The sequence below is a fragment of the Streptomyces sp. NBC_00443 genome, assembly GCF_036014175.1.
Taxonomy (GTDB): Bacteria; Actinomycetota; Actinomycetes; order Streptomycetales; family Streptomycetaceae; genus Streptomyces.
Window position 1 is genome coordinate 294,753 of the sequence record NZ_CP107917.1, and the last position, 26,563, is coordinate 321,315.

General features: G+C 68.6%; 23 protein-coding genes and 6 pseudogenes. 14 read left to right on the plus strand and 15 right to left on the minus strand.

Annotated features, from left to right (window positions below; translation table 11 throughout):
* Positions 1–126 precede the first annotated feature (126 nt).
* The 4 genes and pseudogenes from OHO27_RS01395 to OHO27_RS01410 form a co-directional block, all read right to left on the minus strand.
* Positions 127–330, minus strand: coding sequence for a cold-shock protein (locus OHO27_RS01395; RefSeq protein WP_104782251.1), 204 nt, complete (start codon positions 328–330; stop codon positions 127–129).
* Between the two features lie 328 nt (positions 331–658).
* Positions 659–1,047: pseudogene (locus tag OHO27_RS01400) on the minus strand (DUF2267 domain-containing protein); the annotation flags it as partial.
* A 114-nt stretch (positions 1,048–1,161) separates the two neighbouring features.
* A pseudogene (locus OHO27_RS01405) lies at positions 1,162–1,568 on the minus strand (DUF2267 domain-containing protein).
* A gap of 86 nt (positions 1,569–1,654) precedes the next feature.
* A pseudogene (locus OHO27_RS01410) lies at positions 1,655–2,031 on the minus strand (Hsp20/alpha crystallin family protein).
* Positions 2,032–2,236: 205 nt separating this feature from the next.
* On the opposite strand from OHO27_RS01410, the gene OHO27_RS01415 reads away from it, so the two are divergent.
* From OHO27_RS01415 to OHO27_RS01425, 3 genes are all read left to right on the plus strand, one after another.
* A complete protein-coding gene (locus OHO27_RS01415; protein ID WP_328419488.1) occupies positions 2,237–3,061 on the plus strand; it encodes an alpha/beta fold hydrolase in 825 nt (274 codons plus the stop codon).
* A 436-nt stretch (positions 3,062–3,497) separates the two neighbouring features.
* A complete protein-coding gene (locus tag OHO27_RS01420) occupies positions 3,498–4,793 on the plus strand; it encodes an ATP-grasp domain-containing protein (RefSeq protein WP_328419490.1) in 1,296 nt (431 codons plus the stop codon).
* Positions 4,794–4,809: 16 nt separating this feature from the next.
* Positions 4,810–6,852 (plus strand): CocE/NonD family hydrolase, encoded by a 2,043-nt coding sequence (locus OHO27_RS01425; RefSeq protein ID WP_328419492.1) that lies wholly within the window; start codon positions 4,810–4,812, stop codon positions 6,850–6,852.
* 254 nt (positions 6,853–7,106) lie between these two features.
* On the opposite strand, the gene OHO27_RS01430 is transcribed toward OHO27_RS01425, so the two are convergent.
* Positions 7,107–7,487, minus strand: coding sequence for an SbtR family transcriptional regulator (locus tag OHO27_RS01430; protein ID WP_328419495.1), 381 nt, complete (start codon positions 7,485–7,487; stop codon positions 7,107–7,109).
* 2 nt (positions 7,488–7,489) lie between these two features.
* Positions 7,490–8,334 (minus strand): annotated as a pseudogene (locus OHO27_RS01435) (helix-turn-helix domain-containing protein); the annotation flags it as partial.
* Between the two features lie 152 nt (positions 8,335–8,486).
* Here OHO27_RS01435 and OHO27_RS43040 point away from each other — a divergent pair.
* The 3 genes and pseudogenes from OHO27_RS43040 to OHO27_RS01445 form a co-directional block, all read left to right on the plus strand.
* Positions 8,487–8,696 (plus strand): annotated as a pseudogene (locus OHO27_RS43040) (MBL fold metallo-hydrolase); the annotation flags it as partial.
* A 13-nt stretch (positions 8,697–8,709) separates the two neighbouring features.
* Positions 8,710–9,213 (plus strand): hypothetical protein, encoded by a 504-nt coding sequence (locus tag OHO27_RS43045; RefSeq protein WP_443059503.1) that lies wholly within the window; start codon positions 8,710–8,712, stop codon positions 9,211–9,213.
* Positions 9,214–9,347: 134 nt separating this feature from the next.
* Positions 9,348–9,758: a hypothetical protein gene (locus tag OHO27_RS01445; RefSeq protein WP_328419497.1), complete on the plus strand. Its 411-nt coding sequence runs from the start codon at positions 9,348–9,350 to the stop codon at positions 9,756–9,758.
* A gap of 75 nt (positions 9,759–9,833) precedes the next feature.
* On the opposite strand, the gene OHO27_RS01450 is transcribed toward OHO27_RS01445, so the two are convergent.
* Positions 9,834–10,769, minus strand: coding sequence for a hypothetical protein (locus tag OHO27_RS01450; protein ID WP_328419499.1), 936 nt, complete (start codon positions 10,767–10,769; stop codon positions 9,834–9,836).
* Positions 10,770–11,008: 239 nt separating this feature from the next.
* Positions 11,009–12,094: a winged helix DNA-binding domain-containing protein gene (locus tag OHO27_RS01455; protein WP_328419501.1), complete on the minus strand. Its 1,086-nt coding sequence runs from the start codon at positions 12,092–12,094 to the stop codon at positions 11,009–11,011.
* An 816-nt stretch (positions 12,095–12,910) separates the two neighbouring features.
* Here OHO27_RS01455 and OHO27_RS01460 point away from each other — a divergent pair.
* The 4 genes from OHO27_RS01460 to OHO27_RS01475 all read left to right on the plus strand — a co-directional run bounded on the left by OHO27_RS01460 (position 12,911) and on the right by OHO27_RS01475 (position 15,882).
* Entirely contained in the window at positions 12,911–13,336 is a 426-nt protein-coding gene (locus OHO27_RS01460; protein WP_328419503.1) for a WXG100 family type VII secretion target, read from the plus strand.
* Between the two features lie 64 nt (positions 13,337–13,400).
* A complete protein-coding gene (locus OHO27_RS01465) occupies positions 13,401–15,017 on the plus strand; it encodes a WXG100 family type VII secretion target (RefSeq protein WP_328419505.1) in 1,617 nt (538 codons plus the stop codon).
* A gap of 17 nt (positions 15,018–15,034) precedes the next feature.
* On the plus strand, positions 15,035–15,475 hold the full coding sequence (locus tag OHO27_RS01470) for a protease inhibitor I42 family protein (protein ID WP_328419507.1): 441 nt from the start codon (positions 15,035–15,037) through the stop codon (positions 15,473–15,475).
* A gap of 17 nt (positions 15,476–15,492) precedes the next feature.
* Positions 15,493–15,882, plus strand: coding sequence for a hypothetical protein (locus OHO27_RS01475; RefSeq protein WP_328419509.1), 390 nt, complete (start codon positions 15,493–15,495; stop codon positions 15,880–15,882).
* Positions 15,883–16,515: 633 nt separating this feature from the next.
* On the opposite strand, the gene OHO27_RS01480 is transcribed toward OHO27_RS01475, so the two are convergent.
* On the minus strand, positions 16,516–16,887 hold the full coding sequence (locus tag OHO27_RS01480) for a hypothetical protein (RefSeq protein WP_328419511.1): 372 nt from the start codon (positions 16,885–16,887) through the stop codon (positions 16,516–16,518).
* A 69-nt stretch (positions 16,888–16,956) separates the two neighbouring features.
* On the opposite strand from OHO27_RS01480, the gene OHO27_RS01485 reads away from it, so the two are divergent.
* The gene (locus OHO27_RS01485; protein WP_328419513.1) at positions 16,957–17,388 is read left to right on the plus strand and encodes a hypothetical protein; all 432 of its coding nucleotides are present in this window, start codon (positions 16,957–16,959) and stop codon (positions 17,386–17,388) included.
* A gap of 234 nt (positions 17,389–17,622) precedes the next feature.
* On the opposite strand, the gene OHO27_RS01495 is transcribed toward OHO27_RS01485, so the two are convergent.
* The 5 genes from OHO27_RS01495 to OHO27_RS01515 all read right to left on the minus strand — a co-directional run bounded on the left by OHO27_RS01495 (position 17,623) and on the right by OHO27_RS01515 (position 21,799).
* Positions 17,623–17,889: a VOC family protein gene (locus OHO27_RS01495; RefSeq protein ID WP_328419515.1), complete on the minus strand. Its 267-nt coding sequence runs from the start codon at positions 17,887–17,889 to the stop codon at positions 17,623–17,625.
* A gap of 79 nt (positions 17,890–17,968) precedes the next feature.
* A complete protein-coding gene (locus OHO27_RS01500) occupies positions 17,969–18,604 on the minus strand; it encodes a GNAT family N-acetyltransferase (protein WP_328419517.1) in 636 nt (211 codons plus the stop codon).
* A 51-nt stretch (positions 18,605–18,655) separates the two neighbouring features.
* Complete coding sequence (locus tag OHO27_RS01505) at positions 18,656–18,817, minus strand: hypothetical protein (protein WP_328419519.1); 162 nt, start codon at positions 18,815–18,817, stop codon at positions 18,656–18,658.
* 684 nt (positions 18,818–19,501) lie between these two features.
* Positions 19,502–20,011 carry a TetR/AcrR family transcriptional regulator gene (locus tag OHO27_RS01510; protein WP_328419521.1) on the minus strand — a complete coding sequence of 170 codons (510 nt, stop codon included), beginning with the start codon at positions 20,009–20,011 and terminating at the stop codon, positions 19,502–19,504.
* A gap of 279 nt (positions 20,012–20,290) precedes the next feature.
* The gene (locus OHO27_RS01515) at positions 20,291–21,799 is read right to left on the minus strand and encodes a DUF4246 domain-containing protein (protein ID WP_328419523.1); all 1,509 of its coding nucleotides are present in this window, start codon (positions 21,797–21,799) and stop codon (positions 20,291–20,293) included.
* A gap of 160 nt (positions 21,800–21,959) precedes the next feature.
* Here OHO27_RS01515 and OHO27_RS01520 point away from each other — a divergent pair, with 160 nt between their 5' ends.
* The 3 genes and pseudogenes from OHO27_RS01520 to OHO27_RS01530 all read left to right on the plus strand — a co-directional run bounded on the left by OHO27_RS01520 (position 21,960) and on the right by OHO27_RS01530 (position 25,744).
* Positions 21,960–22,691, plus strand: a complete 732-nt coding sequence (locus tag OHO27_RS01520) for a transposase (protein WP_328430316.1) — start codon at positions 21,960–21,962, stop codon at positions 22,689–22,691.
* 299 nt (positions 22,692–22,990) lie between these two features.
* Positions 22,991–23,806 carry an SAM-dependent methyltransferase gene (locus OHO27_RS01525; protein ID WP_328419524.1) on the plus strand — a complete coding sequence of 272 codons (816 nt, stop codon included), beginning with the start codon at positions 22,991–22,993 and terminating at the stop codon, positions 23,804–23,806.
* Positions 23,807–24,231: 425 nt separating this feature from the next.
* Positions 24,232–25,744, plus strand: a pseudogene (locus OHO27_RS01530) (SpoIIE family protein phosphatase).
* A gap of 176 nt (positions 25,745–25,920) precedes the next feature.
* Here the strand turns inward: OHO27_RS01530 and OHO27_RS01535 are convergent.
* Complete coding sequence (locus tag OHO27_RS01535) at positions 25,921–26,436, minus strand: hypothetical protein (RefSeq protein WP_328419526.1); 516 nt, start codon at positions 26,434–26,436, stop codon at positions 25,921–25,923.
* Between the last annotated feature and the right edge of the window lie 127 nt (positions 26,437–26,563).

Here is a 26,563-nt window from a genome sequence, read left to right on the forward strand (position 1 = left end):
GAAACTCACCCCCAACAACTCCAGCAGCTCGCCGAGTTGGGACTCAACTGGGCGCGCTGAGGAGGCCCCGCGTGAGAACCTGCACCGGGGTCCGTGCGGTGCCACACACAGCACGGACCCCTTCGCTCAGCCCCGAACGATGTTCTGCGCCTGCGGTCCCTTCTGCCCCTGACCGATGTCGAAGGTCACGTGCTCGCCCTCGGTCAGCTCGCGGTACCCGTTGCCCTGGATTTCCGAGTAGTGCGCGAACACGTCCGGCCCCCCGCCGTCCTGCTCGATGAAGCCAAAGCCCTTCTCAGAGTTGAACCACTTCACGGTGCCGCTGGCCATACCGTCAATCCTTCGTTTCACGCGAGAGAACAGCCCACTTACCGGGCATGCCCCAGCTCCTGCAACCACACGAGCCTCATCCGTTCTACCCCGGACCACCCCGCTTATCCGACCAACGCCACACCCAGAGGAATCTCTCCAGGCACTCGCCGGCCTCGGCTTGCCGCGGGGACTACCCCGCCACGGCGGACGTGGTGGGGGTGCGACCCAGATATGCGTAAAGAGCCGCTGGGGCCGGGACTGCGGGCAGGAAGGCGACGCCTCGCGGGCGCAGGGCGGACAGCGACGCAGTGGTCGTCGCGCCCGCCCGTACGCACGTCGCCGTCTTCGCGGCCGGGGCGAGTTCGGCGCGGCCGAACAGCAAGGCGTAACCGGTGGGAAGCTGGTGGAGGATGCGGGTGATCAGGTCGGGACCGGCGTACGCGACGACGGCGGAGAAGACGAAGCCCGTGTACGAGCGGGTAGTGGCCAGGGAGGCGCCGGTGCGGGCGGCGAGGTTGTCCTTGACGAAGGACCAGCCGGCCAGCGGCTGGAGGTCGGGGTCTTGGGCGTTCAGCACGCGTGCGGCTTCCAAGGGCAGGCAGCCGGCGAGGTCGACACGTTCGTTGCCGGTCAGCTGACGCCCCAGTCCGGCAAGGAGCAGGCGGACGGCTTCGTCGGCTCTCTCGCGGGTGGGGTAGGCGCCCTCGTAGCGGACCTTCTCACCTTCTCCAGCATCCGCTCGCATGCCGTCCCGTACGGCTGCTGGGACGGTGCGTGCCCCTCGGAGATCACAGGGGTGGTTGCCCCTCTTGCTGTGGCCGGTGTTCGGGCACCGGGGGCGCGGGATGGTCAGATGGGCTGAGGGCGGCCGAAGAGCAGGTCGTAGCCGGTGGGGAGCTGGAGCAGGATCTGGCTCAGCAGGCATCCGCCTGCCGCGTCGGCGACGGTGGACAGCACTGCGCTGACGTTCCAGGCCGCGGTCTGCTCGGTGGCGCCTTCGACCCACGCGGCGGTTGCGCGGACGAACCGCTCCGGGGCAGCAGCTCAGCGCTCTGCAGCGGGTTGAGCAGGATCAGGTCGAACGGCTCAGGCAGGCGCGCCGCCAGCTGGGCGCGGACGTTGCCGACCAGGTGCGCGCCGAGGAGAGCGAGTACCACCCGGACGGCGCTCTCGGCTTCCTCGGCGGTGTCGTACTCGCCGCCTTCCTTCACGCGGCCCGGGAACGCTTCGCGTCGCAGAGTCGTCTCGGCCGCCACCCCTTCTTCTCGGACTGTCCACGGGGGTGCGGAGAGCGGGGTGAGAGGGAATCAGATGCCCGCCCCGCACACCCATCCGGCCGGTGTCAGCCGGAGATCTCAGTGCGGCCTGATCCGACGCCGATGGAGATCCTGCGGGGCTTGGCGCGCTCGGCCATCGGGATCCGCAGGGTGAGCACGCCCGCGTCGCAGTCGGCCTGGATGTGCTCGGTGTCGAGGGTGTCGGCGAGCACGGTCCGGCGGGAGAAGACACCCAGCGGCCGCTCGGACAGCTCCGTCTGCACGTCGTCGGCCTTCGCCACCGGCCTGCGCCCGGCCTGACGGTCAGCATGTTCCGCTCAAGGTCGATGTCGATCGCGTCCGCGGTGACACCGGGCAGGTCGAAGGCCACCACGTACCCGTCGCCCTCGCGGTAGGCGTCCATCGGCATTGTCGACGGCTTCGACCGGGTACCCGGGCCCATCAGCTGCTGCGCCGGCCGGAGATCGCATCGAGGACGAGCGGCCGTGGCCGGTAGGGAGTCACACTGGCTCCGGCAGGTCCGTGAGCGCGCCGAGAGTCCAAGGGTGCAGTTGATGAGTTCGGGAACCATGGGAACTCTTGCGAGGTCGGCATCCCCAAGCTCTTGATGACAGGTGCTGATCATGCCGAAGGCGAGGAGACCAAGGGTGAACTGGACGCTTGGCGAGGAATTCGAGACGCCTGAGGGGAGGGTGCGGTGGAGGGTATTCGGCAGTGGAGATCCGCTGGTGCTGGTGCACGGCACTCCCTATTCCTCTTTTCTCTGGCGGGACATCGCTCCAGCGCTCGCCCGTACCCGCCGGGTCTTCGTCTACGACCATCTCGGCTTCGGCCAGTCGGACCAGCGCGAGGGCCAGGACCTCAGCCTGGCGGCTCACGCGAGGAACCTCGCCCGGCTCCTCGATCACTGGGAGCTGACCTGCCCCAGCGTCATCGCCCACGACATCGGCGGGGCCGTGGCACTGCGGACGCTGCTGCTGGAAGGCAAGAGCTACCGGGACCTGACCCTCTTCGACGCAGTGAGCGGCGGTGAGTGGGAGCGAGGGCTCTTTCAGCTCATCCTGGAGTACGCGCATGTCTTCCAGCAGCTTCCGGACTACGCGCACGAAGCGCTGGTCGCCAGCCATATGCGGCACGCGACGCACGTCGGCTTGCGGCCGGAAGTCCTCGAAGCCTTCCTCGCACCGTGGCGGGGGGCGGCGGGGCAGGCCGCGTTCTACCGCCAGTACAGCCAGATCAGGCAGGCAGACACCGCCGCGTACGAGCACCTGCTTGGCGGCATGTCACTTCCGGTACGCCTCATCTGGGGTCGCGAGGACCGCATCCTCCCCCCGATGTACGCCGGATGGTTGCTCGAGCGCATCCCACACGCTGAGCTGCACTGGATCGAGGGAGCGGGCCACCTCCTCCAGGAAGATGCACCGGGGCAGCTGTCGGCCTATCTCACCGCCGGGTTCCCGTCAGACAGGTGAGGCTGGGTCGGCAGAACCGCTCACGGAGAAGAACTCCCTCTTCTGCGCCGCTATGGCAGCAGGGTCTTTGCGTGATCGCGTTTCGTCCGGGGTCACCCAGTGAGGCCGAGGCCTGAGAGGGGCCGATGGTAGTCACTGCGGCATGCGCGGGCAGCGGCGATGTGATGCGCGAGCACGCGGTCCGCCGTATCCCGGTCGTCGACGAGGGACAGCACGCGGTGGGAACAAGCCGCGAAGGAAGGCGAGAAGATGAGCTGGCCGGCCGCATCTGAGACTGGAAAGTCGCTGTGTGGCGGTCCTTCCCATGGTCAGTGACTGCCGCGCCCACGCTCTGCTGTACCGAGGGCGGTCCGGGCCAGATTGACCGCCGCGCGAAAGGGTACTCCGACGATCTTGGGAGACCGGCCCTCGGGCCGCACTGATCGGAAGGAGAGCCGTGCCTGGCGAAAAGGTGAAGAACGTCTTCGTGATCGGGCTCGACGAGGCCAATCTGCCGACGCTGCGGCAGGTGCCGGGAGCCCGTTCCCTGCGCTTCCACCAGCTGCTGACGATCGAGGAACTGCAGATCGGCGAGGTGGACCTGCCCGCTCTGATCGAGAAGGCCCAGGGCGTACTGGACGCCTTCGACGGCAGCGTCGACGCGATCGTCAGCTACTGGGACTTCCCCGCCAGCACCCTCGTCCCGATTCTCAGCGAACGCTACGGCACCCACAGCACCAGCCTGGAGTCCGTGGTCAAGTGCGAGCACAAATACTGGAGCCGGCTGGAGCAGCAGAAGGTCACCGACCGGCACCCGCGCTTCGACAGGGTCGACCTGACCGCCGAGCCGCCGCGCCCACCGGAGAACGTCGGGTTCCCGATGTGGGTCAAACCCGCCCTCTCGTACTCCTCCGAACTCGCCTTCGGAGTCCGCGACGAGGAGGAGTTCCGCACGGCCGTCACCGAGATAAGCGAGGGAATTACCCGCATCGGTCGACCCTTCGAACACATCCTCGAACGCATCGACCTGCCCCCGCAGATGGACGGCGTCGGCGGCCCGGTCTGCCTGGCGGAGGAGGCGATGACCGGCGTCCAGGTCGCTGTGGAGGGCTACGTCCACAAGGGCGAGGTGACGGTCTACGGCGTCCTGGACTCCATCAACTACCCGGACTCCCCCAGCTTCCTGCGCCACCAGTACCCCTCGATGCTGCCCCAACCGGTCATCGCGCAACTCCACGACGTAACCGAGCGCGTGATGCGGGGCATCGGCATGGACTCGGCCACCTTCAGCGTCGAGTACTTCTACGACCCGCGGACGCGCCAGATCAACCTGCTGGAGATCAACCCCCGGCACTCCCAGTCGCACGCGGAGCTTTTTCAGTACGTCGACGGCGTGCCCAACCACCACTGCATGGTCAGCCTCGCCCTCGGCGACGACCCGCGCATGCCGCACCGTGAGGGCCCGTACGCGATGGCGGCGAAGTGGTACCACCGCTGGTTCACCGACGGCGTGGTACGCCACGTGCCCGGGCCCGAGGACATCGCCCGCATCGAGCGGGAGACACCGGGGGTACGGATCGAGGTGGTCCCCGAAAAGGGCAGTCGGCTCTCGGAGCTTCCCCAACAGGACAGCTACAGCTACGAGTTGGCGCACATCTTCACCGGCGGGGCGGACGAGGAGGAGCTGCGGGAGAAGTACGACCACTGCGTGGCGGCCCTGGGCCTCACCTTCGACGAGGCCCCGCGAGAGTAAGGAGGACGTCGGTCCGATGCGTTATGTGACCAATCTGCCGTACGCGACCAAGGAAGAAGAACACGTCACGATTCCCATGTCCGACGGGGTCCTTCTCTCCGCGCACATCTGGCGCCCCACCTCCTCGGACCACGAGCCGGTGCCCGCGGTGCTGGAGTACATCCCGTACCGCAAGCGCGACCTGACGGCCGTACGGGACTCGATCCATCACCCCTACATCGCCGGACACGGCTACGCCTGCGTACGCGTCGACCTGCGCGGCACCGGCGACTCGGAAGGCGTGCTGCGGGACGAGTACCTGGAACGGGAGCAGGCCGACGCCGAGGAGGTCCTGGCCTGGCTGGCGGAGCAGCCCTGGTGCGACGGCGGCACCGGGATGATGGGCATCTCCTGGGGCGCGTTCGCGGCGCTCCAGGTGGCGGCCCGCCGCCCGGCCGGCCTGAAGGCCATCGTCATCGCCTCCTTCACCGACGACCGGCACGCCGACGACATGCACTACATGGGCGGTGCCCTGCTGTCGGACAGCCTGGCCGAGGCGGGCACCATGTTCGCCTACGGCACCTGTCCGCCCGACCCCGCCGTGGTGGGCGACCGCTGGCGCGAGATGTGGCACGAACGGCTGGAGCACACCGAGCCCTGGGTCCTTCCGTGGCTGCGCCACCAGCGCCGCGACGGCTACTGGCGGCACGCCTCGGTGTGCGAGGACTACAGCAGCGTGCGTTGCCCGGTCCTGGCCTCCAGCGGATGGGCCGACGGCTACTCCAACGCCGTGACCCGGCTGCTCGGCCACCTGGACGTGCCGCGCAAGGGGCTGATCGGCCCCTGGTCGCACAAGTTCCCCCATCTCGGGGAGCCCGGCCCCGCCATCGGCTACCTCCAGGAGGTCGTGCGTTGGTGGGACCACTGGCTCAAGGGCATCGACAACGGCGTCATGGACGGTCCCATGCTGCGGACGTGGATGCAGGACAGCGTGCCGCCCTCCACCTCCTACGAAGAGCGGCCGGGACGCTGGGTCGGCGAGCCGGACTGGCCCTCCCCGCACATCCGAGAGGTCGTCCACCCGCTCACCCGGCACACGATCGAACCTCCGCGGGACCCGGCGGACCCGGCACCGGCGCACGACGGCGACGCGATGACCGTGCAGTCACCGCTGTCCGTCGGCCAGTTCGCGGGCAAATGGGCCTCCTACAACGCGCCCCCGGACCTGCCGTACGACCAGCGCGAGGAGGACGGCGGTTCACTCGTCTTCGACAGCGAGCCCCTGACCCGACCGCTGGAGATCCTCGGCTCACCCAGCGTGGAGCTCGATCTGTCGGCCGACGAACCGGTCGCCATGGTGGCCGCGCGCCTGTCCGACGTGAGCCCCGACGGCGCCGCGACCCGCGTCTCGTACGGCCTGCTGAACCTCACCCGCCGCGACAGTACGGAGTCCCCCGAGCCCCTGGAACCAGGACGGCGCTACCGCGCCACCATCCCGCTGAACGGAGTGGCGCAGGCGTTCCCGCCGGGCCACCGCATCAGGCTCTCCCTCTCCACGTCCTACTGGCCCCTCGCCTGGCCGCCACCGAAGCCCGCGCTGCTCAGCGTCCATGAGCGCTCCAGCACGCTCACCCTGCCCGTGCGACCGGTGGAGGAACCCGACGAGGTACCGTCGGCCCCCTTCGGCGAGCCCGAGGGGACACCACCGCTCGCCACCAGCCAGGTAACGCCACCCGAAGAGCGCTGGGAGGTCAAGCGGGACTTGGTCGGTTATCACGCCGAACTGGACATCGTGAAGGACCGGGGCACGGTCCGCTTCGAGCACATCGGGCTCGAGGCCAGCCGTCGCGCCCACGAACGCTATACGACGGTCGCCGACGACTTCACCTCGGCGAACGGCTCCTCCACATGGACCATGCGCTTCCGGCGCGACGACTGGGACGTCCGGGTGGTGACGCACACTCAGCTGAGCTGCGACGAGACAGACTTCTTCGTGGATGCGACCCTGGACGCCTACGAGGCCGACCGCCGGGTCTTCTCGCGCACCTGGAACGAGACAGTGCCGCGCGATCTGCTGTAGAACTCGGCGAAGTTGTGCGGGGTCACACATCACCGCACGCGAACGAGCGAGCCGAGCCATCCTGCGTGGGAAGGGCCGCCCCTGCACCGACGGGGAGGCGGTGAGCCTTGCCATCCACGCCTTCGCCGCATAGCCGCCTGCTGGAAGGCAGCAGCGCCGTACGGCCGGCGCCGGGAGCCGACTCAGCGTGTCCCACAGCACCCGCTCCGCGGTGCCGACCGCGTCCACGTCACCCTCGGCACGACCGGCTGTCGTCAGGCGCTCTCATCCGGCGCCGGAGCCGCGGGGTCCGTGGGACTGGCGCGGAGCATGGCCCTGTCGAGGGCGTCATGCTCGGGCGAAGGGGGCAGGGGCCCGCGGGCCGTTGCCTCGCAGGCCTGGATGAGCAGGGCGACGACGCGTCGCCAGGAGTCGGGGGCGGCGTCGCCGGTGGCGTTGACGACCCCTGCATTGGCCATATGGATCAGGACCAGGTCCGAGGGATCGAAGTCCTCGCGCAGCCGACCCGTGGCCTTCGCGCGGTTGATGAGCTCCACCATGGCCTCGTATGCCTCGTTGCGGCGCTGCTCCAGGGCTTTGGCGGTGGGGAAGGTCGTGGTCAGGACGTCGGCGAAGCCGCTCTTCGGTAAATCCATAAGCCCAGGCGTCGGGCGATGGTGGCCACCGGTTCGTCGGTGTGGGCGAGCAGCCTCTGAGCCTCCAGGGCGACACAGCGTCGATGACGTGTTTGACGGGTTGTCCGGTGGCGGCCGTGCAGGCGCGCGTGAGGGTCTTGACGGTGTAGCCGAGGCGGTGGGCGTAGTCGGCGGCGCGGCGGGTGGCGGAGTAGGAACGCTCCAACTCGGCGCGGAAACGGGCATACAGCTCGTCGCCCGCGCTCGGGTCACCGCCGCCCTCGGGGTGGGGCAGCCGGTCGACCTGCAACAGCACGGTGGCCAACAGCAGTTGGAGGATCTCCGCCGACACGGTCTCTTCCGGACGGTCGTACTCGGCCCGCAACTGGCCCAGCAGGGTGGACAGCGCCGCGTACGCGGGACGCGCGCGCAGTTGCCGGCAAGCGGGCCCGTACCACTCGTTCACAAGCCGGTCGCCACTGCTTCTGTGGGACGGGAAGGCAGGCGTGAACAGCAGGTGCGTGCCATTCGCCGTGCCCGGCCGGACGAAGCTCTGGACCTGGCCCGGCCGTACCCACAACAAGGTGCCCGGGCGGTAGGGGTAGGTCACGCAGTCGATCGCGTGCTCCCCGCTGACCTCCGTGATCAGGGTGAGGGTGTGGAAGTCCACCCGATGCACCAGGTCCGGCCGCCTCCCCCGCCGCCGGCGCCGCTCGTGCAGTGTGGCGAGATCGATGATCTCGAAGCCGGGGACCCGCTCCTCGGGCGGGTGGAAGTCGAGCCGAAGGATGGCGCCGCCCCGGGAGGGATCGCCGCCGCCGAGGTCCACGGGAAGCAGCACGATCTCCAGATGTCCTCGAATTACCATGCCGCGTCTTCAGCGTATCTCGTCTGCCTGCGGTTTCGCGGCGAGAGTAGAAGACATCAAGGCGGCGCAAAGGCGCCTATACCTCAAGGAGCATCCCCATGAACGGCACGGTCACGGTGCTCGACAAAGGCGCGGTCCGCATCCACAGCTACATGTCCCCGGCGGACACCTTCCACACCACCACCCAGCTGATCGAGACCCCAGCCCGCATCATCGCGATCGACGCCCAACGGCTCCCCGCCTACGCCGACGAGGCCATCGCCTACGCGAAGGGGCTCGGCAAGCCGCTGGACCGGCTCATCGTCACGCACGCCCACCCGGACCACTACAACGGCGCCGCCCGCTTCGGCGTCCCCCGTCCACGCCCTCCCGCAGGTGCGCGAGCAGATCATCGCGCGGGGCGACAGCCACCTGCCCACGGGCCTGGTCATCCCCGTCACCGATTTCACCCCGACCGTGGACCTCACCCCCGGCACCGAGGTATTCGACGGCGTCCCGTTCCTCTTCGAGGCCGTCTCCGGCGGCGAGGCCGCCGACGAACTGCTCATCAAGCTGCCCGAGCAGCGCGTCCTGATCGCCCAGGACCTGGTCTACAACGACGTCCACCTCTACCTGGGCAACAACGACATCACCGGCTGGCAGCAGGCCGTCGCCGCCCTGGCCGCCGAGTCCGGCTACGACACGATCCTCGCCGGCCACGGCCTGCCCACCGGCCCGGAGATCTACGAGGACGGCCGCCGCTACCTCACCGACGCCCGCGAACTCCTCGGCGACGACGGCGAGGCGTACAAGAGGGCGATCGTCGACCGATACCCCGCCCACGTCGGCCCGTTCATCATCGACATCGCCAACCGGTCCCTCTTCCCGGCCGGCAACTGAGCGCTGTCGGCGTGTGCCGCCCGCGCCGCGCGGATCCGGGGCAGTTCGCGCGGCCCGCAGCTTCTCTGCTCATTGCCCCGAGTTGTTGATTGCCCACATTGATTCGCTCACGCGCCCCTGCACGGAGATCCGCCATGTCCCAGACCCGCCTTCCCCGTTCACGTGCCGCAGCCATCGCGGTGGCCTCCCTCCTCAGCCTGGGTGGCGCAGCCGCCCCGGCCCTGGCCTCCACCGGCGGCGACCTACTCCACGCCACCGTCCTGCACCACTGGCAACCGTTGCCCACCAGCTACAGAGACCGGGGCGACAAGACCTACCCCGAGGGCATCGCCCGACAGCACGACACGCCCTACTTCTACGTCGGCAGCACCAGCGACGGCACCGTCTACCGCGGCGACATCCACCACAGCCGCGACCAAGGTGTTCCTGCCCGGCGGCCAGGACGGACGGACCTCCGTCGCGGGCATGAAGACCGACGGCGCGGGACGGCTCATCGTCGCCGGTCGCGCCACCGGCAAGGTCTTCGTCTACGACACTCCCTGTGACCGACTTGCCCCGGAGTCCTTGTCCAGACACCAGCCGCAATAGTCCGGCCGGACGGAACGCACAGCTCCGCGGTGCTAACCCCGCCACCGCACCCCGCGCCGCCGCAGCCGGTGAATCTCCCACCAGGCCACCATCGTCACCGACACCGGGCCACCGAGGAACGCACAGACCGCGAGCGGCACCGGGCCCGGCGGGAGACCGCCCGTCGACAGGCCGAGGAAGGCGAACACCCAGACCAGGACGGAGGTGACCAGCGCGGGCAGCGCCGCATGCAGGGCGGACAGGTTGAAGGCGTGGCGCAGCGCCGGACCGGAGGTGAAGCAGAGGAAGAAGATCACCCACCAGAACGGCGCCCAGCACACGAACATCACGGACACCCAGAGCAGCAGGTTGGGGCTGCTGGGCAGCAGCCGCATCCCGTCGGCCGCCGCCATGAACAGCAGCGGCACCAGTGTCCAGGCACCGAAGTACCACAGGGCCGACCGGCCGGCCGGCCACAGCTGCGCCCGCATGGCCCGCCGCGTTCCGGGCCCGGCCGCCAAGAAGAGCAGTGCCACCACCACCGCCGCGCTCAACAGAGCCAACCAGGGCGCGAACAGAAGCCGTTGCAGGAACTGCCCCGGTATCTCCGCCACGTCCTGCCAGCCACCGAACCCGGCCAGCAGCGCCGCCGACATGGCTAGGGCCACCCACGCCCGCACCCTCTGCACCCGGAGCACCCCGGGATCCTCGACGTGCCCTTGCGGGCGTACGGGGAAGACCCGGCGCGCCATACGGCGGGCCGTACGGGCCAGCTGGTAGCCGACCAGCAACGGCACGGTCAGCCACCACAGGCAGGGGAAGAACAGCACCAGCACCACCCCGGGGTGCATCTGCTCCCGCCGCCCCCGCAACACCTCACCCAGCGGCGGCCATTCGTCCTCACGCAGCCGTCGCCACAGCGGCGTGTACGGCCGCGGCGAGTCGCCGTACGGCAACCGCACTGGCGGGCGGGGAACGTTGATGCTCACAAGCGTCCCTTCCACGGTCCCGGTAAGGGACGCGACCCGGCCCGGCCACGGTTCCCGACCGGACATCCCGTGCTGCCGAGGCGCGCCGCGCCAGCACCGGTGTGGACGATCGCGTAACTCCTGGCAGCATGGACACGCCACCCTCCCCGAGGCGCCGCGCTGACCTCCGCAGACGGCGCCAGGTTTGTGTCAAGGCGCCAGTAGCGGTACCGCTCAAGTCCGTGCGGCAGATCAGCGGGTCACAGCATCCGTACCTCGGCTGGTGGAAGCTTCGCCCACCAGTGGTGGTAGCGGCTGTAGACCTCCGTCTCGCGGTCGCCGAAGATCGCCCTCAGGGATTGGGCCTCCGCAGCCAGTCCGTCCCAGGTGGCGGGCGACAGGGAGTGGAAAGCCGTGGCCTCGATGCCGCCTTCCACCGGGCGCCACACACCGGCGACATAGCCATCCACCAGCAAGGTGGGCAGTACGTCTCCGTTCCTGCGGATCACCAGGTGACGATAGGCCGGGGGTATCACCCGGCTACGGTCCGCGTAGGCAAGGAGAATGCTGTCCCACATCGCCATGAGCCGGGGCGGAGCGGGCGTATCCGCGGGCGGCCGCGGGGCGCCAGGAAGGTCGAACAGCGTGCTGCCGTCCGGCCCCTGGACCTGCTCGACGGCGCCGTCCAAAGTGCGCAGCGCCTGGCGCACGGGTGCCCGCTGCACCATGGCGAACTGCGCCACGTCCGCAACCGACGCGGGCCCAAAACCTGCCAGATAGCGCAGAATCAGCATCTGCAGCGCCTGTGGATCCGCCGCCCGCCCCGCGAGGGCGGTCCCGGGCCCCGCCGCGACGAAGGACGGCCGCAGGCCGAATGACCATGGCCCGCCTGTCGGAGCATGGTGCAGTGGCGCGTAAGCCTTCAGCCCCCACCACGCCCCGTCCTTCTTCTCGGCGCCGAGCCGCTTCTCGACCCACGCCTGCATCTGTGCCGAAGTCCGTGGCCGACAGGCGAAAGCCAGCAGCTCGGGCACAAGTTCGTCGGCGTCCGCAGGGGTCAGACCCGCATCGGCGAAGCGGAAGCCCAGCCGGGAGGCATACAGGGTGGGCTGCATCGCCGCGCGCAGGACCGGATAGTCCCCGGCACCCACGGCGTGCAGGGTGATTCGCATCAGGGTCGCCTTGACCACTGCCCGCCCGGCGAAGGCAGCATCGAGGTCCGCCGGAGCGAAACCGGTGACCCGGTTCCAGAGCGCGAGATACGGCGAGGCCGGATGCTGCGCCTGAAGGGCAACCACACGCCGCACCGCGTCGACCACAGTCAACGGCTCACGCTCCAGCAGCAACTGACGTTCGAGAGTCGCCCGGTTGAGTTCACGCCCAGTGATCACGACGGGGCAGAGTACCGCCCCGCCCCAGAGCCGTGGTCAGCGGACCCGTCCAATTCGACGTCGAGGCTGGTGCTGCACAGTCCTGGGCCCAGCACGGCCCGGCGAGCATTGATCCGGTTCGTGATGCAGGGGACCATCGCGGCCGTTGAAATGGGAGCACCCGAAGGCGCGGGACGGGTGGGCCGTGTGAGGACACCGTGCTGGGCGTCGGCGAAGACCCGGCGCCCCGTCCCTCGAAGCCAGAGGTCTGGCGCGGTCATCATGCGGCCGATCTCGGCGGCGGAGTACGAGCGGAAGAAGTGGCGGGGGGTCGGAGGCAAGGTATCGGTCATAGGCAGCAGTTGCTCGGGTACGCAGCGATGGTGCCGGGCCACTGTCGGGGATCGAGCAACCAGTCCGTGGTGACCTCGGGCAAGGGAGCCTGGCCCTTCGGATCAGCGACTTGGACAGCTTGACGCCGGTGTCGGTGGCGATCTGCGGGCAGAACATCGGGCGGGCAGCTGCATGGGTCGCTCGTGACACTGCATGGCTGAGTATCAACTCCTTGCACACTCATACATGGTGGTACGGATGCCCGCCCCGTCCCCCGCCGCGTGGCAGCCTCGCTCGTCATCGAGGGCCAATAGCCGACTCGGCAATTCCGCGTACCCGTCACGGAGCGGAGCGACGGTCACAACCCGCTGTTGTGCGCGGGAGCGGTGAAGGTCGCTGTGTTCATGCCACCCTCCCCTGCTACATTGCGCCTCAAGATCAGAAAAACGGGGGCAGAACATGACCGTGCAGGGGCACGCCGGGGGCTATCGCGTCCAGACGAGCGCGATGGACAGCGAGGCGCAGACACTCGACACGGCGGGTGACGACGTCGGCGCCATCGCCACGGCGGTCAAGGACACCGCCTGCTACCCCTCGGACGTCCTCGGTGGCTCCGACGCGGGCCCCGCCTACAACAACTTCGCCGGTGACTGGCAGGCAGAGGCCAAGGTCCTGGAGAGCGCCCTGCACGAACTGGCCGACAAGGTGCGGGTGTCCAAGGCGAACTACCAGGGCGCCGAGCACGCCTCCATCCGGGGCATGAGCGCGGCGGGCGGTGAGGGCGTGACGACGATGCCCGCGCCCGCGGGGGATGTTCCCGCGCCGGGCTACCGCACCATGCCCGCGCCCGGCACGCCGCCGCGCGGCCTGTCCGACTTCGGCTGAGCGTCCTTCGTACCGCGTACGAGTCCGCACTCCTGCCCTCACCACGACAGAAGGCCGCACCGTCATGCCCGACGCAGGCGAATCCACCACCGACCGCCGCCAGAAGCTCGCCGAGTACCACGACTCCATCTCCTCGGCCGACAGCAAGAACGATCTCATCGGGGCCATCAACAGCGCCCTGGGCGTCTCGGCGCCGGTCGGTGAACCCGGGATCATCGAGGGTCTCGCCAAGACCTACCGCAAACAGATCGACGACGTCGCCGACGTGCACCGGCGGGTACAGAAGGTCGCCAACGAGGGCCTGCCCGATGCCTGGGTGGGCAGCACCGGGGCGCGGGCGTCCGAGGTGGTGATGGCGGCGGTGCGCTCGGCCGAGCAGATGGAGCAGGCGTTCAGCGGCGCGGCAGGTGCCCTGTACCGCTTGGCCGACGCGCTGACCAACGCCAAGGCCCAGGACAAGGGCGGCCGCGAGCAGTTGCGCGAGGCGCTCGGCATGCTCGGCGGTGAGGACGGCTTCTTCGACGGCATGGTGGAGAAGGACGCCGAGGAGGCGGAGCGGCTGCGGGCCCGCAGCATCGCGGCCGCAGGCGCCAAGACGATGCACACCGCAGCCGAGGTGGCTGACGACGCGGCGCGGGCTGCGGCGCGCGACCTCAACAAGCTGGCGTCCGAGGCCCGGGCGGGCCAGATGAAGACCGGCAACATCTCCGCCGCCGACCGCCTCGTGCTCGCCGACATCGCGGGCCCCGGCGGCCCGGCGGAGATGAACGAGCTGCTGACCGCGAACGACCTGGAGCGCTCGGGCCGCGCGATGGAGCGCCTCGACGCCCGTGAGGAGGCGGAGTTCGAGCGGATGCTCGCCGAGGCGAAGACCCCGCAGGAACGGGCGTACCTCGTGAAGGCACTGGCCGCCGGATACGACGTCAAGGAGGTCGGCGAGTTCCGCGACAAGATCCACGGCAAGGACCCGGACTGGCTGCAGCGGCACTTGACGCCGGTCACCACAGCCGGGGACAGCATGAACAACGAGGGGGTCAACACCAGCGGCCCCTACGAGGGTGCCAACAAGAACACGGACCAGCAGACGTTCAACGGCGAGAGGTGGTCGCAGGAAGGCAACACCTGCGTGCCGTCGACCGTCGTCACGGGGCGCGCCATGGTCGATCCGGTGTACGCCCTCGAACTCACCGGCGGCCCGTCCGGGCAGGAGGACGACCCTGGCGCCTTCCGGGAGCGGCTGCGCGACGAGCAGCACCGGATGCACGACGAAGGCGACGGCAACGACGCGTACGACTTCCCCTTCGGCTCGACACCCGACGGCATGGACAACGACGGCAAGACCGAGATCTCCAACAAGGAGATCAGTCCGCACACGGGCGGCGAGTACGAGTTCCAGGAGGTCAGGAGCGCGGACGACCGCCGGGACGCGCTCCCCGACATCCAGCGGGCCGTCGCCGAGGGCAGACCGGTGCCGATCGGCGTCGAGGGCAAGGACGAGAACGGCGACCGGGTCGGCCACTCCATGATGATCGTCGGTCAGGAGGGCGACATGCTGCAGGTCTACAACCCCTGGGGAACGACCACATGGGTCAGCGAGGACGACTTCGTCAACGGCAACATGGACAAGGCCTCCGACAAGGACCTGCCCGACGCCTACGGCGTCCACCTGCCCGCCCAGTGAACGGAAGGCCGATCCCTGTGAAGCCCAGCCACCGGCTGTCCGCCGCCCTGGCCCTGCCGCTGACGGTCGTGATGCTGTCCGGGTGCGGCCTCTTCGGCTCCGAGACGTTCGGCGCCGAAGAGCGGTCCATCGAGGTGGACGCCGGCGACGTGTTCGAGCTGACGCTCCCGGCCAACCCCTCCACGGGCCAGGACTGGAGCATCGTGCGCCCCGGTCCCGACCGTGCCACCGTGCGCCAGGAGGGCCGCCGGAAGGACGACTTCGAGGGCGACAGCGGCGCCGACGGGGGTGGTGATGGTACGCAGACCTTCACCTTTCGGGCCGTTGCCACAGGCACCACGAAGATCAAAATGAGCTACTGCGTGCTGGGTCAGTGCCCCGACGGCGACGACCGCACCGCGACGGGCAGCCCCGGCAACGACCCGGCGTACTTCATCTACACGGTCACTGTGCCATGACCGGAACGGAGGTACCGATGAACCCCAGCAAGACCGACGAAGAGTCAGCGCAGGCCGACATCGCCATGCTCCTGCGCTACGGAATCGGCGCCCAGGGCCCACGTCGCAGCGCCCTGTTCGGCGACGGAGCCGTGGGCGCCGCGGTCACGCTCGACCGCCTCGCGGTCCAGCCCCGCTCGGTGGCGTTCCTCGGCAGGACCGTCCGCAGCGGTGGTACCGGCTACACCGCCCGGCTGCCGGAGCTGCTCCCCCAGCCGGCGGCCTCGGACCTGGTGCGCCGCTGGCTGGAAGCGGCCGCGTCGGTGGCCCGGCCCGTGGAGGGCGACGAGGTCGTGGCCCGCTGGCTGGAGGCGGTCGCCGAACTCATCGGACTGCGCCGCACTGCCCGGGAGCGTGCCGCCCGCTGAGCCCAGCCCCTTAACCGCCCGCGACGACCCGCGGGGCGTCGAGCGCTTCAGGCGGGCCGTGGGCGGAATTTGGCTGACGGGTCAGGAACTGGCACTTACCGGCGTAGAGGCTCAGTCCCTTGGCGAGGAGCCCGGCCCCGGACTGGGAACCGGACTAATGAAGAGCGGGGCACCGTCGCGGTTGGCAGGGTAAGCGTCACCTCCCCGGCACTCGCCTTGAGGGTGAAGGTGGTCTCACCGCGGCCGATCGCGCGATCGATCCCTTGATCTCTGCCCAGGTGAAGCCGAGGCGGCGGTACGTGTTCCGCCGCTTCGGCCGTGTGAGGACGGACGAGGCTGGCGGGTGGCCACGCTCGGCTACCGCAGGTAGTCGGGGATGTCACCGGCGACGACGCGAGCGCCACGCGCGCGTGGCGCTGGCCTCTCTACGACGAGGCCCGAAACACCACTGACCCCGTCCACCTGATGCGCCTGCTCGGAATGGGCAGACGACCACGATGAAGTACGTGCGGCCAACCCGTGCGCAGGGGTACGGGCCGGGTACGGAGCAGTTCCAGCGGCGTTGCCCTGTCGGCGTCTCGGACTGACGATCGTTGAGTCTTCCCGTGGCCGAGGAAGAGGGCGAGGGCGCGTTCATCCCGCTCCGCCGTCGAGCAGCCAGCTGTAACGCAGGCGCAACGCCCGCTCGGTGCCGGCTGCCACAGTGGCGAAGCCGAGCGCGATGTTCCCCCACTTCGGTAGATCGATGGGCGAGGTAAAAGTCCCGGTGTGCTGGGCGATGCCCTCGGACTTGGAGAGCTGTTCGGCGATTTGTGGGACGAGGATGCCCAGGGCGGCGACGAGCACGCACAGCGAGAGGAGGCCGACCGCGTGGCTCAGCGCGGGGTGCTCGCGTTCGAGGCGCGCGCGGCGCCCCTCGACGGAGTGGGGGGCCGGGACGAGCTGGTACTCAGGACCGTTGTCGGTGACGTAATGGCAGCGCTTGCCCCCGAAGAAGGCGCTCATCCGCACCTCCACGGTGCCGCCCGGGACGGGGAAGGCGGGGGCAGTCTGGACATGGCGTGCTGAGATCCTGTGGCGGCGCTGATCAGCGGTGAAAAACACCGCCCTGGTGTCGTTCGTGCGCGTGTTGCTCCCGAACGGACGGACACCGAAGCCGCCCTGATTGGCCGTCACCACTCTGGTTCGCCCGCGAAGCGTCGGCCGAAGCTTCTCGACGCCGGTCAGCGGCGCGCCCGAGTCGCACTCGGTTCTGGGCCGGCGGGCTCCTGCGCGTTGAACACAACCACGCGCTACCTCGTCGAAGGCAAGATGCCCGAAAAGGGACGGGTGATCACCCGCTCGGTTGTCGTGCATGCATTGGTCGAGTATTACAACGAGGCCCAGCTCGACGTCCTGCAACGCGTGCCCGCATTGCTTTCGGAGGACGACGCTGCCGGGCCGAGACAACGTTACGCAGCCCGGGGCCGAATGCAGCGCAGACTCCCGCCTGTGACCCGCCCATGACCGATGGGAGTACGCGCCCGCGGTCGACGATGACGAGGGGCGGCGTCTGCTGCGGATCATCCGCAAGGGCTCCGGGTCGCTGGTGACTTGGCAGTGCGCGCAGACGGTGCCGCTCTCTACGCAGGGCAGGAGCAGGCCAAACGTCGCCTGATCTAGTCGTCGTCGCGACACAGGCACAAAGGGTCACCGGCCGGGTCGAACAGCACAAGGACGTTTCCTGCGGCTGGAACTCCGTCACGGCGGCCCCAGGGCGACCGCCTCTGCGACCGCTAAGTCCAGTTCGCCAGCCTGGAAGTCGAAGTGCATCATCCGGCATTGGTCGCCGTCGGCAGGTGACCACACCGGAGCCTGATAACCCTCCGCCGGCTGGAACACGAAGAATGGTCCTTGCGGAGAGGCGGCCACGATGGCCGTTCCCGGCTCTTCGTGCCCGATGTGCCAATCGAGGAGTTCGGCCTGGAACTTCGCGCCAGCACCGGAGCGACTCAGCCCGCGCAACACGACCGGCGAACATTTGCAGATGCGCCACCAGCGGGCGTGGGCCTTGGTCAGTTGCTCACGGGCCGGAGGGCAACTGCCCCTAGGCAGTCGGCGACTCCGCGCGATCGGCCGGTCCTGGGTCTGTGGCCAGGCGGGCGTGCAGGTGCTCATCGTGGTACGCGCCGTCGCCGAAGCGATGTGAGTCGCGCAACGTGCCCTCGGGGAGGTAGCCGCAGCGCTGGGCCACCCGGCAGGAGGCTTTGTTGCCGACTGCGTGGGCGACCTCGATCCGGCGCGCATCAGCTGTCTGAAAGGCCCAGATGGTGACCGCCCTCGTTGCCCGGGCGGCCACGCCCCGCCCACGGGCAGTCGGCACCGTCCAGTAGCCGATCATCGCCAGACCGTCCGCACGATCGACCCACCGTACGGTGACGCTGCCCAGCAGGGCGCCGTCAGTGGCGTTCCGCACAGCGAAGGAGGCGCTCACACCGGCGTCCCAGCCGCCGTCTCGAGCCTGCAGCCATGCAAGGGCGTCATTGCGGTCGGATATCGCGAGAGGGTTCCACAGGGCGATCAGCGGATCCGCCGCCGCGACGACCAAACCGTTCAACAGCGCGTCCGGCTCGGCGCTCTCCAGGCCCCACGGATGCAGCAGCATATCGCCCAGTTCCAGCGTGGTGCGGTAGAACGTCCGCGGGTCAGGATGGGCGGGGTGGAGGTGGCCGGAGCTAGTCATGGCGCCCTTCCTACCCGTTCAACGACGCCCTCCGCCAGTCATTTCTGCCGGTCACAAACCGGTGGTCGGCCGGTGCCGCCGGCCGACGGCCGACGGCCGACGGGCCTGGTCGAGGATGGCCTTCGTGGAGTTGGCGCTGGGGGCGATGCGACCGCCGACCAGGTCACCAGCGGGGGTTGTCGTGCCGGGAGCCTGCGGCGGCGGCTCAGGCATCGAAGTCGACGCGACCACCGGCACCCATCAACTTCGTGCCAGCCGCGAGCTCGTCGGCGGTCATGCGTCGCAGCTCGCGACGGGCGCCGCCGGTGCCCACGGGGGAACACAGGTCGCAGGGGCTGGCACCAGCGCAGCCAGAGCGGTGCGTAGATGTGCTGTGTCGGCGTGCAGCACTGGCGCCATCCGCCCCTGCGACGATCACAGGCCAGCCGTGCTTCCCTGCCGAATGGTCTGCTCGGGTCCCGCCCAAGCCTCGCACGCACCACAACAGTTCTGATTTCCCTGGGAGTTGTGACAGTGGGAGTTGTCACAGTCGCCCGGCCACAGGCCCTCCCCCTCAACGCTGCACCCGCCGCCCGGCGGCTCTGGCCTGCAGGCGGCCTGCAAAAGAATTCAGGACAGCCGCACATCGAGTCAGGACAACGGCCCTGAGACGGGCCCGCACGAAAGCGAGTGCAGCGTCTGGTGCGCAGTGGGCGGCAGACGGCGGACGGCAGAGTGCCGCTACAAGGCGAGACGACATCCCCGGGTCCTGCATCGCGCGGCCCGGCGACGGACGAGGACGATCCCGAACACGCCCGTAATACCACCAGCGAAGGGGCGCCACGCGCCCCCGTCGGCCTCGCCGTCGACCGGGCACTGATCGCCAACGCACACGCATCAAAGGACCATCAGCACTCTTCACCAAAGCCGCTCAGCCCAACACCGGCTCCTCACCGCCGCGAGGAGGTCCTCGCGGTTGCGCGGGCCATTGTCGGCTGCGATGAGATGGTCACCGATGCGCAGAGAAAAGGTGATCAGGCAGCGGGCCTCGACATCGCCCTCGTCGGGGCAGAAGGCCCCGTAGAGCTTGCGCAGATAGTCCATGCGCCGGTTGTCAGCCCGGCGCAGGCAACGCGCGACGCCTTCGTCGCGCCGGGCCCGGTCACGGATCGCAAGCTCGACCCCGGCGCTGGTCACGGGTGTCTCGCTCGACCCCACGAAGGCGAACAGACGCCCCAGCCGCTCGCGGGCGTCGCCCCCGCCGCGCTCGATCCGCTCGATGACGTCCTCGGTGGCCCCGCGCTCCCAGGTGTCGAGCATCTCCTCCAGCAGAGCGGCACGGTTACGGATGTTGCCGTAGAAGCCGCCCTTGCTGACGCCGAGCGCCTGCTGACTGCGCATCGAGATTGAGATGGAACGGTTGATCAACGACCTTCTCCACGGGTCTGGCTCCGAACCGCGCGAGGCACAGTAGGCAGCCGCGCAGTGTCCGCCTGATAGCGCGCCAGATCGCCCTGATCCCAATCCACCGACGACGGGCGACCGACAGCACCGCGCCGTCTCGTGCTCCGCTCGCCCGGCGCTGTCCCCGCCCCGGACACCAGCGGCTCCATCGCGCTACGCCACCGGCGACACCGGACGGTGCGGCGCCCGGTGCCCGGCTCGGGGGCGGTGCGGATCAGGGAGCGCAACCGGTCGCGGAGCTCCTCAGTGCTCGCAGAGGGAGAACTCTCGTTCGTAGAGCTGCTCATTGTGTTCGTCGACGAAGAACTTGCGTTCCTGCATGAGTTGTTCGCGGTAGCTCTTGGCCTGTTCAAGCGTCATGGTCGAGGTGCCGGACCATGGCTGTTGGGGTGGCACATCGGACGTCGAGACGATCTTTTCCGACGGATCGACCAGGAAGAGCGCGAGAATCTTGCGATGTCCCGGGCGGGTGGGGTCCGTCAGGCGGAATGAGCCGACGCGGTGTTGCAGGATGTTCGGGAACGCCAGGCAGCGGCCCTCGGGGGTCGACGCCGAGCCCAGCGTCTGGTTCAGCGCGTCTTCGTCCTCCAAGCCGTACACCTCACGCAGACCGTTGTCGTCGTTCTGCTCGTAGGTCGGGTCGTCGAGTGCAGCCCTGAAACTCAGTTGGCTTTCGGTAATGTTCTCGTTATCCCAGTAGTAGATGCCGGTCGAGACGATCCGCTCGTTCATCATTCCCTCGACATGCCAGGAACCACCGGAGTACTCGGGCTTGTCCGGGGTGAGATGAATGGTGGCGAGCTTGACGATGACCTGGAGACGGCGGCCGCGCAGGTCGACTCGGGCGGATTCATCGGGCAACTCAGGCGGGGTGAAGGCCGGGGCATCCGGGATGACCGGGCGGCGGTTTTCCCACCAATCGTCCTGAGCCTCTTCCCAAGCGCGGACGGCTTCTTCGTACGCCCCAGCATCACTGTAGGACGATTTGTTCGGATGCTCCGGCTCCGAGTCGTACCACCCGTAAGGATCAGCCTCGATTCGCAGGGGCCGCGGATGGCGCAGATCGGTGAGCACGTTCTCCAGCAGGGGGAGCAGGCGCGCGAACAACTCTGGTAGGACGGCGGCTAGTTCGCGATGAGTGTCGGGGTGGACGTTGTTGACGTACGAACGGAAGGCGACATCGCCGTCGTCACTGACGTCGACGTCAGTGGGCAACCATTGGAATCTCTCCGAGAATTCGTACTTCGAATAGCGGTCCGTCGGGTTCTGCCAAGCCCGCTCGGGCGCGCCGCTCACCTCGCGCACCAGGCAGAACAGAGAGGGATGAACCAGATCCAGCACCTGACTCCCGGATCCGGGATGCCAGTCCTGTTCCGCTTCTGGGACCTGTTCCAGAACCCGGACCGCCTCGCGCAGCCGGGATCTGAGCTCGTTGTCGACCAGTGCGTCCGACTGCCACACCCCGTCGACGGCGGAGACCTCGACGCCGGTTCGACCGTCCCGAAGTGCGGCGTAATACGCGAGTTCGGCAAGCACGTAGCGAGCCTGCGCTTCGGTGAGGCCCTGGGCGACCGCTTCTTGCGTCCACCTGGCGACGATGTCTGCGTCGCTCATCTTGTCGAACCACCCCGGCTTCGCCCGAATGTGGGCGCTGCACTGCATCATCTGAAGTTCCCGCAGCGTTCGGGGTGTCGCGAACGATATGGAACGGGAAGCCTGAAAGGGCAGCGGGAAAGCAGACAGGCCAGTCAATTCTCTTGGTCCTCCCAGTCGGTGTGCGGCAGCGGGAAGGATACGTCAGCGGTATGACACCGCAGCGTGGCTCCTGTCATCGGTGATCCGGAAGCCAGGGCTGCGGCGTAGTCGAGTGGCGCCCGGTTCGTGCTCATCCGAGGCCGAGGAGCCCTAGTGGATCGAGCCGTTCTCCGGGCTGAGTCAGTCGCAGTTCACCAGGCTGGTCGCGTTGGCTCGGCGTCGCGGTGGTGACATTCAGCGCGGCCGTCCCTGGCGGCTGCCATGGGAGAACCGGGTGTTGCTGGTGGCGACGTACTGGCGCACGAACCTCACCCTGCGGCAGGTGGCGCCGCTGTTCGGGGTCTCGAAGTCTGCGGCCGACCGCATCCTCGATCACCTGGCGCCCTTGCTGGCCATCGCACCGGCCCGCCAGCCACGCAAAGACACCGTCTACATCGTCGACGGCACCCTCGTGCCCACCCGTGATCGCAGCGTGGCCGCCTCCAGCAAGAACTATCGGTACTCGACGAACCTGCAGGTCGTGATCGACGCCAACAGCCGCCTGGTAGTGGCGATCGGCCTGCCGCTGCCCGGCAGCCGCAACGACTGCCGGGCGTTCACGGAGTCGGGCGTCGACCGGGCCTGCCGCGGCGCACCGACCATCGCCGACGGCGGATACCAAGGCACCGGCCTGCTCATCCCGCACCGCAGACGACGAGGTCAGAGCCACCTCAGCCCACGCCAGGAAGCGGAGAATGCCATCCACCGCCTGGCGCGAGCCCGGGTGGAACACGCCCTGTCAGGGTTGAAGAACTGGAAGATCCTGAGGGACTGCCGGCTCAAGGGAAACGGCGTTCACCAGGCCATGCTCGGCATCGCCCGGCTCCACAACCTGGCCCTCACCGGATAACTCACACCCCATACGGGACAACCTCTAGCAGTAGAAGCCGACCAGCGCCTTGGCGGCCCCTCCTCAGGCATGATCCACGACCAGGATCGTTCGACCACCCACCTTTGTGAAAGGCCCAGGAACAACGCCGTCCTCATCGCCGTGCGCTCGTCTGCAGACAATGGATTGGCCAGGCCACGGGGTTCTGTTCGGTGGCCGAACCAGCCGGGAAAGTGTGAACTGCTGCAGAGGCACAGGGCGTTCGGACGTAGGTTGTGCCGTGAAGCATCCACGCCGCGGTTCAAGAACGGACACGACTCATGACAGACCCTGTGACGGCGCCGGAGCCGGCGAACCATCAGAAGATCGACACTTCGGTTCCGCACTCCGCCCGCATCTGGAACTACTGGCTCGGCGGCAAGGACAATTACCGTGTCGACGAGGAAGCGGGCGACGCGTACACCGCCGTCTTTCCCGGCATCGTCAGCATCGCCCGCTCCAGCCGTGCCTTCCTGCGCCGTAACATCACGTATCTGGTCTCCGAGGCGGGCATCCGGCAGTTCCTGGACATAGGCACCGGTCTTCCTACCGCCCAGAACACCCACGAGGTTGCCCAGCAGCTGGCCCCCGAGGCACGGATCGTCTACGTAGACAACGATCCGATGGTGCTCGCCCACGCTCGCGCCCTGCTCTACTCCACCGAGGAGGGCGCGACCGCCTACATCGACGCCAACGTGACGGACCCGGACCGCATCCTGGCGGCCGCCGCCGAGACACTGGACTTCGGCCGCCCCACCGCGCTCATCCTCAGCAACATCCTGGGCCATGTCGCCGACTACGATCAGGCCCGCTCCATCGTCACCCGGCTGATGGGTGCCCTGCCCTCGGGCAGCTACCTCTCCATCAACGACGGGTCGCGCGGCATCGACCCGGTCTTCGAGCAGGCGCAGGACGCCTACAACAACAGCGGGGCCGTCCCTTACAACCTGCGTACGGTCGATGAGATCACCACGTTCTTCGACGGCTTGGACCTCATCGCGCCTGGCGTCGTCTCGGTGACGCAGTGGCGACCGGGGCCCGGCCTGCCCACCGCCGAGGTCGTGGCCGAACACGGCGGACTCGCCCGAAAGGCATAAGAGCTCGCGATCGTCATCGAGCCCGGGCAACCAACGTTCACTCACCGTCGCAGCCTCCCGCCTCCCGTGGGCTTCCCGGCTCGCTTCCCTCCGTCGGAGCGGTGGTGTGGACGGTTTGATCGACTCCACGATCAACCGTGATCACCAGCATGCCGCGTGGGACAGAAGGGGGAGGAGATGCGAGGGGGACTGGAAGATCCGGGGATACGGTCAGGGCCCGCACCCACCGGTGGGCCCGCAGGCCCGCGCAGCAGCAAGCGCCGCCGACGAACCCCGCGAGATGACCCCCAGCAGGCTCCCGCTCCTCGCCGGCGCCGGCGTGCACGCGTCGGCCGCGGAGGAGGACGATGGGATTGGCAGGCACTTGTGCCGGAACGTTCCGACCGGCAGGACGGCTCTGAGCTGCGGCGGGGAAGGAGTCTCGTATGGGTGCGACCGAACCCTTCCGCGGTGATCCCGACACGGCGGGTGTGGTTGCGTCCCGGCCGGGCGGCCTGCTGGATGTGCTGAACGTGGCCGCGGTCCTCCTCAACGCCGAGGGCAGGATCGATCTCTGGAGCCCGCAGGCCGAGACCCTCTTCGGCTACACCGCCGAGGAGGCACTGGGCCAGTACGCCGGCCAGCTGCTGATCGACAGACAGCACCTCGACACTGTGCTGGCGCTGTTCGCGCAGGTCATGCAGGACGGCGAGAGCTGGGCCGGGGTCTTTCCCGTACGGCACAAGGACGGCAGCAGGCGCCTGGTGGAGTTCCGCAACATGCGGTTGCAGGACGACCAGCGCGAGTACTGGGCTCTGGGCCTGGCCACGGACCAGGCGACGCTACGGCAGGTGGAGCGGAACCTGGCCCTGTCCGCCCAGCTGGTGTCCCAGTCACCGATCGGGCTCGGCATGCTGGACACCGATCTTCGCTATATCTCCGTCAACCCCGCGGAGGAACGGATGAACGGCGTACCGGCCACCGAGCACATCGGCCGTCACGTCCACGAGGTGGTGCCCTACCTGGGCGAGTCCTTCGAAGGCGCCATGCGTGAGGTCCTCGCCTCCGGGTCACCGATTGTCGACCAGTACATCGTCGGCCGTACAGCGGCCGACCCTGACAACGATCACGCCTGGTCGATCTCGTTCTACCGGCTCGAATCCCCCAACGGGAAAGTGCTGGGCGTGGCCACCTCCAGCGTCGATGTCACCGACCGGCACCACGCCGTGGAGGAACAGCGCCGCACCGCCCTCACCCTCCAACGCAGCCTGCTGCCCCACCCCTCGACAACGGCCCGGTCTCGATGTCGCCTTCCGCTACCGTCCCGCCCAGGCCACCATCGAGATCGGCGGCGACTGGTTCGACGTCATCCCCCTGAACGGCAACAAGACCGCCCTCGTCGTCGGCGACGTCATGGGCAGCGGCGTCACGGCCGCCGCCACCATGGGGCAGCTGCGCACCGCCACCAGAACGCTGGCCGACCTCGATCTGGCCCCGGACCAGGTCCTGCACCACCTCGACCACATCACGGACGACCTCGAGACCATCGCGACCTGCGTCTACGCGGTCTTTGATCCCCACACTGCGCAGTGCCACGTCTCCCTCGCCGGACACCTACCGCCCGTACTCCTGCGCCCGGACGCCACACGCGAGCTGCTCGACCTACCCACCGGCGCACCCTTGGGCGGCTGTGGCATCTCCTTCGACTCCACCTCGATCAGCTTCGGGCCCGGCAACCAACTCGTCCTGTACACCGACGGCCTCATCGAGACCCGCGACCAGCCGATCGACGAACGCCTGGACGCCCTCCTCGACGTCCTGGACGACCCCAACCGCACCATCGACGCCACCTGCGACCTCCTCCTGGACACCCTGCGTGACGATGAAGACCACGATGACGTCGCCCTGCTCATCGCCCGGGCAGGTACCAGCCCAGCGGGCGGAGCCCGAGGCACCTGAATCCGGCGCTTGGGAGGCCTTGACAGCTGCGGATCGCGCCCCTGGACGGCACTTCAGAACCACGGGTTCAGGAGCGACGAACGGAGCCTGCGAGCTCTTCCGGCAGCCCTGGGAAGGCTGCCGGAAGAGCTGAGACTTCTAGGAGCTGGGCCGGTCCGGTCCGTGCAGCGCAGGGTTCAGCAGCCGCCGCAGTTGTAGTAGAGGACGTCCCAGTGGTTGCCCTCGTCGGCGTAGATGTTGCCCGAGCCGGAACGCCACTGGGGAGCCCCGTCACCGCGCGGGCCTATGTAGGTGAAGGTGTTCTTGATGTAGTTCCCGAGACAGGAGTACTTGGCGTAGTCGAGCTTGTAGCCGTTCCAGTGCGAGTACGTGCCGGAGGCGTGTCCGGTCTCGGTGCCGCCCGTGATGTTCAGGGCACAGCCGCTGGCACGCTTGAGCGTCTGTGCGCCTTGGGCGGTGGCGAGGTTGAGCTGCTCGAAGGACGTACAGGTGGGGTTGTTGCGGTTGGAGCAGTTCCCGGACGACGACCAGGTGATGCCGACCTGCTGGAACATCGAGGTCGCGGTGGCGTGACTGATCTTGGTGACAGCGAACGCTTCGCCGGCGGTGCCGATGACGACGGCGCTGGGGGCGATGACGAGGATGAGAGCGGTCAGGACCGAGCGGAGCTTCAAGGCCTGGGTGACCTTCATACGGGGACCTTCCTGCGGTGGGCCACGGTTCCTGTGGGGCGGCTGTGCAGGTGGTGCACGAAGAATGGTGCCCGGGGTCTACGCGCGTTGGCCAGAGGACAAAGCGGAACACGTGGCCTCCTGTCAC